The sequence below is a fragment of the Paenalicyclobacillus ferrooxydans genome (assembly GCF_001399675.1).
GTDB classification, from domain to species: Bacteria; Bacillota; Bacilli; order Alicyclobacillales; family Alicyclobacillaceae; genus Alicyclobacillus_B; species Alicyclobacillus_B ferrooxydans.
The window spans coordinates 109,186-122,909 of record NZ_LJCO01000014.1; the positions used below are offsets into that span (position 1 = coordinate 109,186).

At 54.2% G+C, this 13,724-nt stretch carries 13 protein-coding genes; 5 read left to right on the forward strand and 8 right to left on the reverse strand.

Going from position 1 to position 13,724, the window contains the following annotated elements; genetic code table 11:
* Positions 1 to 49 precede the first annotated feature (49 nt).
* The 5 genes from AN477_RS03980 to AN477_RS04000 form a co-directional block, all read right to left on the reverse strand.
* Positions 50 to 1,303 carry an HD domain-containing protein gene (locus tag AN477_RS03980; RefSeq protein ID WP_054967881.1) on the reverse strand — a complete coding sequence of 418 codons (1,254 nt, stop codon included), beginning with the start codon at positions 1,301 to 1,303 and terminating at the stop codon, positions 50 to 52.
* A 99-nt stretch (positions 1,304 to 1,402) separates the two neighbouring features.
* The gene (locus tag AN477_RS03985; protein WP_054967882.1) at positions 1,403 to 1,756 is read right to left on the reverse strand and encodes a HesB/IscA family protein; all 354 of its coding nucleotides are present in this window, start codon (positions 1,754 to 1,756) and stop codon (positions 1,403 to 1,405) included.
* A 236-nt stretch (positions 1,757 to 1,992) separates the two neighbouring features.
* Positions 1,993 to 2,457, reverse strand: a complete 465-nt coding sequence (gene bcp / locus AN477_RS03990) for a thioredoxin-dependent thiol peroxidase (protein ID WP_054967883.1) — start codon at positions 2,455 to 2,457, stop codon at positions 1,993 to 1,995.
* Between the two features lie 874 nt (positions 2,458 to 3,331).
* Positions 3,332 to 4,786 carry an aminotransferase class I/II-fold pyridoxal phosphate-dependent enzyme gene (locus AN477_RS03995; RefSeq protein ID WP_054967884.1) on the reverse strand — a complete coding sequence of 485 codons (1,455 nt, stop codon included), beginning with the start codon at positions 4,784 to 4,786 and terminating at the stop codon, positions 3,332 to 3,334.
* A 27-nt stretch (positions 4,787 to 4,813) separates the two neighbouring features.
* Complete coding sequence (locus AN477_RS04000; RefSeq protein ID WP_054967885.1) at positions 4,814 to 5,287, reverse strand: YwhD family protein; 474 nt, start codon at positions 5,285 to 5,287, stop codon at positions 4,814 to 4,816.
* A 266-nt stretch (positions 5,288 to 5,553) separates the two neighbouring features.
* Between AN477_RS04000 and AN477_RS04005 the strand changes: the two genes are divergently transcribed.
* Both AN477_RS04005 and AN477_RS04010 read left to right on the forward strand, forming a co-directional pair.
* On the forward strand, positions 5,554 to 6,171 hold the full coding sequence (locus AN477_RS04005; protein WP_054967886.1) for a SpoIID/LytB domain-containing protein: 618 nt from the start codon (positions 5,554 to 5,556) through the stop codon (positions 6,169 to 6,171).
* 199 nt (positions 6,172 to 6,370) lie between these two features.
* A complete protein-coding gene (locus tag AN477_RS04010) occupies positions 6,371 to 7,654 on the forward strand; it encodes a hypothetical protein (protein WP_054967887.1) in 1,284 nt (427 codons plus the stop codon).
* Positions 7,655 to 7,838: 184 nt separating this feature from the next.
* Here AN477_RS04010 and AN477_RS04015 read toward each other — a convergent pair whose 3' ends face one another.
* Complete coding sequence (locus tag AN477_RS04015) at positions 7,839 to 8,123, reverse strand: hypothetical protein (RefSeq protein WP_054967888.1); 285 nt, start codon at positions 8,121 to 8,123, stop codon at positions 7,839 to 7,841.
* Between the two features lie 157 nt (positions 8,124 to 8,280).
* Between AN477_RS04015 and AN477_RS04020 the strand changes: the two genes are divergently transcribed.
* Positions 8,281 to 8,547 carry a hypothetical protein gene (locus tag AN477_RS04020; RefSeq protein ID WP_054967889.1) on the forward strand — a complete coding sequence of 89 codons (267 nt, stop codon included), beginning with the start codon at positions 8,281 to 8,283 and terminating at the stop codon, positions 8,545 to 8,547.
* 685 nt (positions 8,548 to 9,232) lie between these two features.
* The gene (locus AN477_RS04025) at positions 9,233 to 9,796 is read left to right on the forward strand and encodes a GNAT family protein (RefSeq protein WP_054967890.1); all 564 of its coding nucleotides are present in this window, start codon (positions 9,233 to 9,235) and stop codon (positions 9,794 to 9,796) included.
* A gap of 471 nt (positions 9,797 to 10,267) precedes the next feature.
* Here the strand turns inward: AN477_RS04025 and AN477_RS04030 are convergent, their stop codons facing one another.
* Together AN477_RS04030 and AN477_RS04035 are read right to left on the reverse strand one after the other, a co-directional pair.
* On the reverse strand, positions 10,268 to 11,446 hold the full coding sequence (locus AN477_RS04030; protein ID WP_054967891.1) for an FtsW/RodA/SpoVE family cell cycle protein: 1,179 nt from the start codon (positions 11,444 to 11,446) through the stop codon (positions 10,268 to 10,270).
* A 261-nt stretch (positions 11,447 to 11,707) separates the two neighbouring features.
* Positions 11,708 to 12,583 (reverse strand): glycerophosphodiester phosphodiesterase family protein, encoded by an 876-nt coding sequence (locus AN477_RS04035; RefSeq protein ID WP_054967892.1) that lies wholly within the window; start codon positions 12,581 to 12,583, stop codon positions 11,708 to 11,710.
* A 681-nt stretch (positions 12,584 to 13,264) separates the two neighbouring features.
* Between AN477_RS04035 and AN477_RS04045 the strand changes: the two genes are divergently transcribed.
* Positions 13,265 to 13,724, forward strand: a 460-nt coding sequence (locus AN477_RS04045; RefSeq protein WP_157061798.1) for a DUF4372 domain-containing protein, incomplete at its 3' end; no start/stop codon positions are given.

The following is a 13,724-nucleotide window of genomic DNA, read 5'->3' on the forward strand; positions in this document are numbered from 1 at the left end:
TGCGCTTTTCGCTTTGGTTTCGCTTTTGATTTCGCTTTTCGCTTTGGTTTCAGCCTTCCTGGTAAATGATTGATCGGACGCGCTCTGCAACCGCATGATCGCCCTCCACCATTTCCTTCGGCAAAAACAGGCGATACTCGGTATCTGGAATCAGCGATCGCACAATCCTCGACTCCATGCTCAACTCGGACTTGCTGCCATCCTGCCGCAGGACAGGGATGCCGCTGCCCCGGTACACATAGGCCGAAATCTCCGACGTCCGGCCGCTAATGTAGTATTCCGGGTGAAAGCCCATCGCCCGAGCAGACGTCCTCAGCGCTGCCCACTCTTCCGACGTTGGTTCCGCACGCACAATCGGCGCCAGCAGGCGGCGGTTGAGGAAACGCTCAGCGAGATCGGACAACACCACGTCGTCGGTCGATGCCCACATCCGAAACGCGTACAACAAGGTCGACTCGTCGATGGCCAAATAGTCCTTGACGGAAACGGTGCTTTGCTCGACGAAAAAGGCCTTGAGAAAGTGCGGCATATCCTGAAGTTTGCCTGCGCTCCACAACTCTCCAGCCCGACGCAAAATGTTGCCCACCAGCACATCGCTGCCAATCGTGACAGGGTGAAGGTACACCTGCGTGTACATGAAGTACCGCGCGAGTATGTATTGTTCTGCAGTGTGCACTCCACTTGCCTTTAGCATGATCGATCCGTCGGCTAGGGCGAGCGATCGGATCAGACGCCCCAATTCAAACCGGCCATAATTGACGCCTGTGTTCATGGCGTCGCGCAGAAGATAGTCCATTCTATCCACGTCAAGCTGACTGGTGATCAGTTGCTCAATCGTGCGATGCTTGCCGTTTTTGTTCAATATCCCGACAAGATCTGGTCCGAACTCGTCATCAATTTCAGCCAGCAGGGTGGCCATTTCGTCATCTTCGAGCATGATCCGCTTGGTCCACTCCTCATGATGCACGGGGTAGACGGTTTCGAACGTGTGTGAGAAGGGGCCATGCCCGACATCGTGCAACAGAGCTGCTGCAAGGGCGAGCTTCCTCTCGCGGTCATCCCTCGGCCAGCCAAATTCCTTTTCGAGGTAGGACAGTACGCGGCGCATCGTCTCATATACGCCTAATGAATGCGTAAAGCGGCTGTGTTCAGCTCCGTGAAAGGTCAAGTACGAGGTGCCAAGCTGTCTGATTCTGCGCAGGCGCTGCATAGCGGAGGTGTTGATGATCCGCCAGATCCAGGGGTCATCGACGACGATTTCGTCGTGCACCGGATCCTTTAACACCTTTTGAAAGAACGACATTCCACCACTCCGTCCGTATAAATCCAGAGGATAAAAACATCATGATTTACAAAAAGGTCCCGAAAGGCAGTATCACCTTCGGGACCTCGGTGCTTTCAATTATTCACAAGAGCCAGGTTGGCCTGCGTTAGCAGCGGTACGAAAGCTTGAGCCGCAGCCGCAAGTCGACACAGCGTTTGGATTCCAAATACGGAACCCTTCACCAGAGAAATCACTGACGTAGTCAATCTCAGAACCCTCAATGAGTTCGAGGCTGTCCGTTTCGAGAGCCACCTGCACGCCTTTGATGGTAAGAATCTTATCGGATGCCTGAGCGTTATCAAGGGCCATACCGTAACTGAACCCTGAACATCCACCTGGCTTTGTGTAAATGCGAAGGCCTTCTACCTTATCGTCGTTCTGCTTGATGAGCTCTGCGATCTTCTCCGCAGCGCTGTCTGTGAGTGTCACCATCGGATCAACCCCTTTCTTCTTTATTCATTATAACGGATACAGCCGGACTTGACGACCGACGAGTGACATTGAGCCGGGTCGAACGCCCGGGGGCTGGTGGCCAGGCAGGGGCAGCCGAGTCGAACGCCCCGGGGTCTGCGGGCCAGGCAGGGGCAGCCGAGTTGAACGCCCCAGGGTCTACGGGCCAGGCAGGGGCAGCCGAGTTGAACGCCCCAGGGTCTACGGGCCAGGCAGGGTCAGCCGAGTTGACGGACGACTTCGAGGACCTCGTCCACGTGACCGTCGACCTTGACCTTTGGGAACACCTTCACGATCTTGCCATCCTTATCAATGACGAAGGTGGACCGCACAATCCCGATGCTCTTCTTTCCGTACATGTTCTTCTCCTGCAGAACGCCATAGGCGTTGCAGACCTCTTCCTCTGTGTCTGCGAGGAGCGGAAACGGCAACTCAAACTTGTCCGCAAAGCGGCGGTGTGAGCTGGCTGTGTCTCTCGATACACCGAGAACCACTGCGCCTGCATCGGTCAACTCAGAACTCGCATCGCGAAACGAACACGCTTCCTTCGTACATCCTGGCGTGTTGTCTTTCGGGTAAAAGTAGAGCACGACAACCTTCCCTCGGTAATCTGCAAGGTGGATGGGTTGTCCATCTTGATTCTCCAGTGTGAAATCTGGTGCCATAGTTCCTTCTTCCGGCATTTTGGTCCCTCCATTCGTCATTTTAGGCTGAAACCGACTTATGTGGCGGCGATCCGCTGGCTTAAGTCGGTCTCACCGACTTAAATGCCCTCACGGACACCATTAGTAGGCTGAAACCGACTTAGCTCCCCACGATCCGATGGCTTAAGTCGGTCTCACCGACTTAACCGGGCGCTCAGAGCGGTTCCGGCTGACATTAAGTCGGTCTCACCGACTTAAATGCCCTCCCGGACACCATTAGTAGGCTGAAACCGACTTAGCTCCCCACGATCCGATGGCTTAAGTCGGTCTCACCGACTTAACCGGGCGCTCAGAGCGGTTCCGGCTGACATTAAGTCGGTCTCACCGACTTAAATGCCCTCCCGGACACCATTAGTGGGCTGAAACCGACTTAGCTCCCCCCGATCCGATGGCTTAAGTCGGTCTCACCGACTTAACCGGGCGCTCAGAGCGGTTCCGGCTGACATTAAGTCGGTCTCACCGACTTAAATGCCCTCCCGGACACCATTAGTAGGCTGAAACCGACTTAGCTCCCCACGATCCGATGGCTTAAGTCGGTCTCACCGACTTAACCAGGCGCTCAGAGCGGTTCCGGCTGACATTAAGTCGGTCTCACCGACTTAAATGCCCTTCCGGACACCATTAGTAGGCTGAAACCGACTTAGCTCCCCCCGATCCGATGGCTTAAGTCAGTCTCACCGACTTAACCGGGCGCTCAGGGCAGTTCCGGCTGACATTAAGTCGGTCTCACCGACTTAACCAGGCGCTCAAGCCGCTTCCGGCCCACCCCAAGCGCGATGCGCCTCGCGTTGCCCGTAATGCGGCTACCATCACCGGGATACGACTCTCGCGTTTGCCCTTGATGCAACTTCCGTCACCGTGAGACGACTTTGACAAACCGGATCTCCGGATCGTCCGTACCTTGGACAGGCAGGCCGGCGCGGAGGTTTTCTTCGATGTAATCAATGTTCGACTGATCGACCTCTTCTCCTGGCAGCAAAATGGGGATGCCTGGCGGGTAGACCATGATCATTTCCGCGATGATGCGTCCGACCGAACTCTTCAGCGGGACCGTCTCTGTCGGGGCGTAAAAGGCCGCCCGAGGTGACATTTCAAGGCGTGGCATGGTCGGCACGCGCACCTGTGGGTGACGCTTGTCGATCTGGTGCTGATGCGCCTCCGAGATCCTCCTCAGCCCGTCGATGAGCCTATCGACATCCTCCTTAGTATCCCCCCACGAGACCAGACAGAGGATGTTGTACAAATCGCTCAGCTCGACCTCGATGTTGAACTCTTCCCGCAGCATCCGCTCCACGTCGTAGCCTGTCACGCCAAGGTCCTTGACACTGACGGTCAGCTTCGTCGGATCGAGCGCAAACGTCGCACTGCTGTGCAGAATCTCCTCGCCTGGGCAGTAGAGTCCGGCGATCTCGTTAATCTCCGCACGCGCCTCGTTCGCAAGCGCGATCGCCCGCTCTACATTCTCATTCCCATGAAGAGCCAGCTGCTTTCTCGCGACGTCGAGTGACGCGAGCAACAGATAGGACGTTGAAGTGGTGGTCAACATACTCATAACGACCTGCACGTGACGGGCATTCACCAGGTCTCCCTGGACGTTCAGAATGCTCGATTGTGTCATCGATCCGCCAAGCTTATGCACACTCGTCGCAGCCATATCGGCCCCCGCGTCCATAGCCGACATGGGCAGTCCTTGATGAAATCCGGTGAGCACGCCATGGGCCTCATCGACCAGTACGGGGACTCTTTTCGCATGGGCCAATTCGACGATCCGCTTGAGATCCGCCGAGATCCCAAAGTAGGTTGGGTTGATGACAACGAGTGCCTTTGCGTCGGGATGCCGCTCCAAGGCTTCAGTTACGGTTTCAACCGAGAGACCGTGCATAATGCCAAGGGTCGTATCCATTTCCGGGTGCAGAAAGACAGGCCGTGCATCGGCGAGCATGACGGCCGTCAGAACGGATTTGTGCACGTTTCTCGGGAGCAAAATCTTGTCCCCAGGTCCCACGGTTGCGAGCACCATGGTCATGATGGCTGTGCTTGTCCCCTGTACAGAGAAAAAGGTGTGTTCGGCCCCGAAGGCCTCGGCTGCCAGCTCCTGAGCTGCCTTAATGGCGCCAGTCGGGTGATGAAGGTCGTCGAGTGGAGCGATGTTAATGAGATCCAAGGACAATGCGTTCTCTCCAATAAAAGAAGAAAACTCTGTATCCATCCCGCGTCCGCGCTTGTGACTTGGGATGTGAAACTGCACCGGCTTGCGGGCAGCGTGTTGTAGTAGTGTTTGGAAAAGTGGTGTATCCGACTGGTTCAATGATCTACCCCCTGCACTGTTCGAGGACTACCCTTGCGGCTCTCCGAAAATGTCCTTAAAGGTTGGCCACGCCTGTTCCCACAAATCATCACGTACACCTTTGAGGAACCGCGTCAGCTTTTCAAGTACTTCACCTGGTACGTTCGTCACGTCAATTTGACCTTTGACCGCTTTGTCCATCTTATTAACCTGATCTGCAAGAGATTTGTACCCTACTTTAGCCTGTTGGTCAATCCATAATTGAAAGGGCATGACGCCATGATAACCCTGCTTCATGTCGGAATTCCGTTTTAGTGTGACCCAGACCACCCAGATCTCCCGCGGCGTAGGCACTTCCTCTTTGGTTTTGACCCACTGCATCCCCTGCTCAAGATGGCTCTTCCCGTGAATGGCACCGTTGTCTATATACACGCGATCCCCATCGATAAACACTGCGGACAGGCCCTTCATCGCATCGTCTGTACTATGGTTCGACTTGCCTGTAAGTTTCAGTTTTTCCACGACACCGCCTCCTGTAAACGAATCATCCATATTGTACCGCGAGCTCTGGTAGATGTCACACGGGATAAAAGCGCAAGGTGACTCATGTGCGATACGTGTGGTGTGGCGTGGCTGTGGCTGTGGCGTGACACCGGTGCACACGACTTGCTGACGCGGTTTGGTGCGGTATGCGGCGCTTGGCCTTGGGCCACTGCTTTATGCATGCGACATGGAAATCAGGGAATGGTAACACAAGGACATACTCGACAGTACAGGGGGAGGTCTCCATGAAAAGAATCCTTCTCACAGCGGCAGCCATTGCGGCCGGTGTCTTCGTTGAACACCCGGTACACGCACAGGCTGCACAAACCATTTTCAACACTGCAATACCGGGGGCCGTTCGCGTGGCTATCCGCGAGAACAATCCGAATGGGGAACCGGATCCCCGCGGCAGAATCGTCTGGGTTCAGACCGTCCCATTCGAAACCTATTGCAAAGATGTTTTGCCGAACGAGTGGATGCCATCGTGGAGTCCTGAGTCACTCAAAGCAGGCGCTATGGCCGTCAAGATGTTTGCATGGTATCACCATCTGCACCCTGTCACGATTGACGGTTTTACGTTTGACGTCGACAACACGACGAACTTCCAGGCGTTCCGCTACCTGTCAGGACAGCCCGAAACAAACCAAGCCGTCGACGCGATTCGGAATCAGGCTTTTACAATGCCTGATGGCAGCATTATTGAGCTGAATTATCGGGCTGGATACCGGGATAGTGCCAACTGGCAGTACAGAAACGCACAAAAAATGGCTCAATGGGGTTCTGAGTACTGGGCCGAACGCGGTCGCAATTATATTCAAATCCTGCAATTTTACTACGTCGATCGCGCTTTGAAATTTTACTAAGTAAGGCTGTTGCTTGGAAATTTTCCTTTTACTTAGCCTTTTCACAGAACACCAGTTTTCAGAAGACCTTTTTACAGAACACCGTTTTCGCAAAGCCTTTTCACACAGAAGAGATTTTGACAGAAGAGATTTTCACCGATGAGATTTTGACAAAACACCAGCTTAATGCAAGGAATCACATGCTAGGAGGATATGGCTCATGAGAAAGTGGTTGCCCAGCAAAAAGACGGTTGGTATCTGGGCGGGTGCTGCACTCTGTGCTGCGCTGTCGCTGCCATCACCACCGCTTTTGCCACAATCTGCAGAACGCCATCGTAACCCGGCACCTGCACAAAGTACGCCGCACGTTGGAGCGATCCCAACTATGGCCGGTGTGGACGACAACGAGCGTCTGACAACTGGTGTGGTTTTGAATCAGGAAATCTCCACTGCAGCGTCAACTGTATCAAGTAGTTCATCCGATTCCGGATCGGCAGGACAAGTAGCGCCGACGCAACACCAGCAGACAGCCCAAAACCAGGCCGACGGTCAACAACAAGTTCCAGCGAAGCATCACACTATGAACCAGGATCAGGTACCAGGCCAGCAGGTTCCAGCGCAGCACAGGACGGCAACGCAGCAACCAGCTGCAACGCGGAACCAGACGCAACAGGGTCCGGCACAAAAGCAAGCACCTGCACAACAGCAGTCTCCAAGACAGCAGCAGGCTCCTGTGCAGAAGCAGGCTCCGGCACAGCAACAGGCACCAAGACAGCAGGCCCCTGTGCAGAAGCAAGCACCTGCACAACAGCAGTCTCCAAGACAGCAGCAGGCTCCTGTGCAGAAGCAGGATCCGGCACAGCAACAGGCACCAAGACAACAAACGCCACAGACAGCACCACGACAACCGGGAACTGCACCGCAGCAACGGCAAGTACCACCATCACAGGCGGCACCTGGTCAACAACAGACACCTCCCAGCCAGGCAGCCCCCAGTGCGCCGCCAGCAGTGCCGACGCCGCAACCGGATCGCCTGCCGGAACTCGCACAACCCGGTGATAAATTCACACCGTATGTACCATGGCCGACGGCCAAATTGCGCTTGCGGGTCATTGACGGCAGAACGATGCAGCCTCTGGAAGGGGCTGAAGTGGTCCTGATTGAAACGGAGCAGCGCGTCAGGACAGGCAAAAATGGCTACACACCGTACATGGAGGCGCCGATCATCCGGAATCCACGGTACCGTCCCATGGTGCAGGAGTTGCATGGTCAACTCGGCGTCATAGCGTATAAAAATGGATATCGAGATTCGGTTCACCTAGGTATCCGCATGCACGAAGGGATGAAGTCTGAGTCTACCATCTGGATGTACAAACTCGGACCGGGAGACATTCGTGTGGAACCTGTCTTGTACCAGGTGCCGTATCATCATTTGTGGCTGATCGAACTGGCAGACAAGTTCCGCAGTAAGACACAACCTGGGGAAGGTCCAGAACGCCCATAGAAATAGTTGCAGGGACTGCTGAATGGCAACGTCACGGTTGCGCAATCTGCAGTCCCTGTTTTATTTGTCAGGTCTTTTGTGTGCCAGGTCTTGTGCCTGCCCTATGGCGCTGCTCGGCTTGTTTTAGCACCGAAGGGGCGAGGTCAGACACCGACTTGGGCAACGGATCGGTCGGAGGCGAACTTCAATCGCGAAACTGATCATGCATTTCCACCGCCTCGAGATAGGCAGCACCGGTGTCGTCCCCTGCCCATCGCTCACGTTCGGATCGTAAAGCGTCGTCTACTGGCCAGTGATCGAGCGCCTCTACCGCATCCTCGTACGCCCCGTAAACTGGAGCAAAGGTGTATCCGGCTGGGTAGCGTGCGCAGTTCTGTACGACGATCTGCCATTGACCGTCACCAATCTGGTGTACCGAGTACGGTAATCCATGAATGTCGCGGACAGGTACTCCTCGAAAACGAATCACCAGCAATCCCTCCTCCAAGCTCCTTGTCATCCCTTAGATTGGCCAATCCTGGTTCCCTCATGCGTATGTGTGAGCGTGATCGCAGGAAATACAACCTGTCCTCATTCGTATATATCGACAGGAGTCTCATCTGCATATGTCGACAGGAGTCTCATCCTTGGGGGTGGTGTACATGCGGGTTAAGACCTATGACTTTCGTGCGTTCTGCCGCGGCGAGTTAATTCGTACCAACCACAGTGGACTATGGGAGTGGATCTTGACTCAGTTTGAGTCTCCTTGTATCGAGATCGAAACGGAAGAGGGTCGATTTATCCTGATCCCGATGTACATCTACGGCCTGGCCCCACCGCCGTTCTTTGTCCAGGTGCCCGTGGTCGAGGATGAGAGTGATGCCAGGGAGGTGCGGCGGGCCTTCACGGCGTAGGTCGGGATCGGGGTCTCGGGGTCTCGGGGTCTCGGGGTCGCCCGTGGTGTGGCTGGCTGGCTGCAGCGAGCCAGTTTAGCGGTCGTTTTTTCCCTTGTTGCTTCGCTTTCGAGAGTCTCACATCAAACGAGGGAAAAAACCTCCCTTATGACGGTAAATTCAAGCGGATCACCTTCCAAACCGGGCAACAAGGGAAAAATCCTCCCTTATGCAAACCGTGAACCCCTTCAAATCAGATACAAGGGAAGAACTTTCCCTTGTGTGATGGGACATCACAGGGACACCCTGGAACACCACAGGGTCGGCTGCACCGCCTCAACGGCATGTTTCACCGAAGGCTAGAACCCTGCACCCGGCTTACGCAATGTCGCACAGACTAGGTCCGCCCAAAGTACGCAGTAGACCGATCATATAGGTTTTCAGGCTTGCTCCCTTCACTGTCTGTCGCTCGTTGGGCTGATGCACGAAACATGGAACACCCTGATGTGTTATAATACAGGGTGCAGCTTGCTGGGAGTGAGTCCTTCTTACGGGTTGCTGCTTTACTTGGTGACGTTCTGCCTGGTGCCGCCGTCATGACGCCCTGTGCCCTGTGCACGTGGCAGCCGTCTGCTGCCGCACAGCGGTTTGTCCCCATGCTGACATCCCAATCTCTCAAAAATTTCAGGAGGCGATGTGTCCAACGATGAGGATTCCGAAAGCTCAAACCACATATTACAGTCGCTTGAACGAGTACTTCCCGGCTGTGGAGATGAAGCATCCCCTCCACCTTGAGTCCCTGTTGGAAAGTGAACCGTACTATCACAAACAAGAAACCGACGATTACCTGCTGCTTTACGCGAGGTTTCCAAAGTTCATCTTCGTCGATTACTTGTTGGTGAGCAGCACGACGCGGGGTTCAGGAGTGGGATCGCGCGTTGTCAAAGGACTCCAGAAAGATGGCCGCCCTATTTTGCTCGAGGTGGAGAAAGTAAGCGATGACGATCCCGATACAGCCTCCCGCCTCCGCTTCTACGAACGCCATGGCTTCAGGCATGTTGAGGGTCTGCGTTACCGGAGACAAGACGATGACGGCAATCCGTTTGAGATGGATATCCTTGCTTGGTCCCCCGACGATCCGATTACAACTGCACAAACATACCAATGGATGCAGGATGTGTGCCGCAAGGTGCACAACCACAAAGCCGTGGAATTCTACGATGCTTTGCCAGCCGATCCCGACCAGGTCCTCGCCATCATCAACAGATAACTGATCACAGCATGAAATGTTGGGACGCCCCGTCGGGCGTCCCTTCCTCATCAGTTTTATAATGATTTGTTCAAAAAAGGCTGTCTGAGTGATCTTCTCACGCTCAGACAGCCATACCTTTGATATTTGCAGTTCGGCGACGGCTGGATAACCGGGTAACCCCAGCCCTCGCGCACCAGCAACGGCGCAACTGCCAGGCGGCCACACCAAGGCAAACGACCCACACCCTGTCACGCTGCCAAACCCTGTCACGCTGCCAAACCCTGTGCCGCTACTTCACCATGTCCCGCTACTTCACCCTGTGCCGCTACTTCACCCTGTCCCGCTACTTCACCCTGTGCCGCTACTTCACCCTGTCACGCTACCTCACCCTGTCACGCTACCTCACCCTGTCGCGCTGCCTCACCCTGTCACGCTGCCTCACCCTGTCGCGCTGCCTCACCCTGTCGGCGACAGCACAACTCTGGGTGCCTACGAGAAGCTTAACCGCTTCTTGCGCAATAACACACTCATCGCGATCCCGGTTGCCATGAAGTTCGCCAACATGGAGCTTCCACCGTAACTGATGAACGGCAACGTGATCCCAGTCGAAGGACTGAGGTACATGTCCATCCCGATGTTTTCAAACACCTGGAATGAAAACATGCCGACAATACCCATCACCAAGTAGGTTCCGTACGTGTCTTGCGAACTGCCCGCTGCGCGAACAAGGCGGTACACCAAAATGAGGAACAACAACACAAGCAAGCTCGATCCGATAAACCCAAACTCCTCACCAATCGCTGTAAAGATGTAGTCTGTCCATTGGTTTGGAACACCGCCTGAAGATGTCTCCAGTCCGCTTAACCAACCTTCGCCAAACAGTTGCCCGGAACCGATGGCCGTTTGTGCCTGACGGATGTTGTAACCTGCACCCAGCGGAAGGTACGTGTGATCGAGCCAAGTGAGAATTCGGTTGGCCTGATATCCGTGCAGGATGTTGTGTTTGATGAGCACGTTTTGGACGAGTGCGGTCGCCTGAACCGGAAACTCAACAGGGAGAGCAATAAACACAATAGATATGAGTACAAAAATCGTGATCCCAAGCGCAAACCATGACCGCCGCACAAACATCATAAACATCACGGCAAAAATGCTGAGCATCACTAAAGCCTGCCCCAGTGCGGGCTCTTTCAGCGTCAACACGGTTGGTACAATAACCACCAACAGCATCGGCCACGTCGTATGAAGCCGATAGTCAGGGAACTCTGATTCATCGCGTTCTGCCATCATTGTCGCGAGCGTGATCACAATTGCAAGCTTCGAAAACTCAGACGGCTGCAAGCTGAAACCTGGGAGCGGGATCCAACTGCGCGCACCGTTAATTGGGTGAAACGCGTATACAGCCACAAGCAAAAATGTCGTGATACCGTAGAGCCACCAGTGAATCTTCCGGAGCGATCGATAGTCATACGCCGTAAGCACCCACATCGCAACGAACCCGATAATGCCGTAAATCATCTGTTTCATCCACGCGTGGCTCGGAATGGACAGATCTTTTTTACCGTAGGTAGCGGCGTAAATAGCAATGCAACTGTAGGCTGTCAGCAGAATCAGTGTAACGATCATTGCGTAATCAATTTGTCTCCAGTTTCGCCGCAAAACATCCACTTTGTTCTTTCACGTCCTTATCGATTGAGGCCAGTTGGCCAGCCATATTTCCTAAGTTGTTGACCCGTATGTTGTTGACCCGTAAGCTGTTTGGCCGTATGTTGTTGACCGTAAGCTGTTTGGCCGTAAGTTAGCTGGTGATTGAGCTTCCTGTTGCGGATGTATTTCCCACATTTGAAAAGCTTGCATTCGAACCGTCTGCATTCGAAAGGGCCACATTCGAACGAGTTGCATTCGGAAGGTTGCGCAGGTGGGTTGACTCTACATCGGATCGGCCGGGGAATTCGAACCTGTATTCCCGGTACGAGCCATCCTGGCGGGTGCCACTTGACTATGTGTGGGGGTCCAGGTGTCGACGACGGACCTGGCGAGATCGGGCCGATTAGACATAATCCCATCCACCCCTTGGCGCAGAAGGTCAATCATCGTCGGTTCATCGTCGATGGTCCAAACGTGCACCTCTGCCCCCCGCCGATGGGTTGCTCGAACTAAGCCTTCCGTGACGACTGAAATCCCATACATCTTCGGTGGGACTTGAATCGCTTTATAGGGTGCCCGCGCTCGACTCGAAACTCCGAGTCGTTGTTGCACTAACAACCGGGCGATCTCCATCGGAGTCGCACTCGTCGCCAACTGCGGGTTGTGTTTGCGGAACATCTTCAGCACCGGATCGTGAAAGGATGCCGTCATCACGCGCTCCTCGGCCCCAGCCTCGTAAATCTCCTGAATATATTGGCGAAGGGATGGAGGGTTTTTCGGTTTAAGATCGACATTGACGCGGATGTCCGGAAACTCCTTGAGGAGATGGGAAAAACGCATGATTTTTACACCTTTGCTCCGATATGGGAAGGTCTTCCCGCCATCTGGGCTGAAGCGGTAACCAAAATCCAATTCCAGTAACTCAGCATACGTCAGGTTCTCAATCATGCCTTGGCCGTTCGTCATGCGGCTGACATCGGGATCGTGGGCGACAACAATCACGCCGTCCTTGGTCCAGTGAACATCCGTTTCAATCACGTCCGCTCGCATCTCGACCGCCATTGCAAATGCTGGAAAGGTGTTCTCGGGTGCGACAGCGCTCGCTCCCCGATGCGCAAAAACAAGTGGAACTCGTGATTTTGCATGCCCGTGAGCCACGTTTATCCTCCCATCATTTCCTGCACCGTTCCATTATAACTGACTCGGCACAACTGCGCATTCGCCCATTATTGGTACGAATCCGTTGGGGGCTTGGGGGTCCAGGCGGATGGGGCGGATGGGGCACGCCGGCCTGGGGGGCTGATGGGGCACGCCGACCAGTGGGGTCCAAGAGGGCGGATGGGGTCGGCGTGAGTGGCATTGGGACACAGGCTGGCCTGGGACCGGAGATGGTGTCATTGGAACGGATCGAGCCAGGAGGATTGGCGAGAATGAATTGCGCGAACGTTGGACGGGATGGGACCACAGATGGTGCCACCACCTGGCCTTCTATGCAGTCGCAGCTGGGCCCGACGCGGCTGCATAGAGCCGTGGTCCCCCGCGCCACCGTATCCGAAGTGCTTCCCCCCGCATTAAGTCGGTCCCAGCGACTTAACTTCCTCATCGGACACGGTTAGTAGGCTGAAACCGACTTAGCTCCCTGCGATCCGCTGACTTAAGTCGGTGGTACCCACTAGCGTTGCATTAACTTTTTAGTGGATTGTCAACGGGTACCCGTTGACAAATTAAACATTTTAAACCTTATGAAGATTCATGATTCTGTAACCCCTATACATATAAAGATTCCTTAGAATAGATGTACAGGTAGCCCTGTCCAAATCTAATCTAAGGAACCCAAGCATGAATAAGGGTATCATGAAATCCACTTTGGCGGAATACCTAGTTTCTCTAGATACGAAATTAATGTTGAAACAAATTCAGTTACTACACCTGGACAAGTACACGAAAAAGCTGGATTCTATCAAGCTCACTCAACTACTGCTCTTTGCCCAGGTCAATCAGATTTCGTCACTGACATCACTCAGCCGTAAGTTGAATGAGACAAAGGAACTCCAGTCGGAAATCGGAATTCAGTCCATCAGTGCATCACAGTTGTCACGAAAGCTGCGTCATTTGGAACAGCCATTTTTAGACGCTGTTCTTCAACACTGCATTGCGCAACTTGTTCGCAGGATTGGACTGAAAAAGGCCACGAAGCAATTAGGTCGCATTAACCTAGTCGACTCTTCCACCATAACGCTGTGTTTGTCCCAATACCCTTGGGCCCTGTATCTTCCGACCCATGCTGGTGTCAAATTAC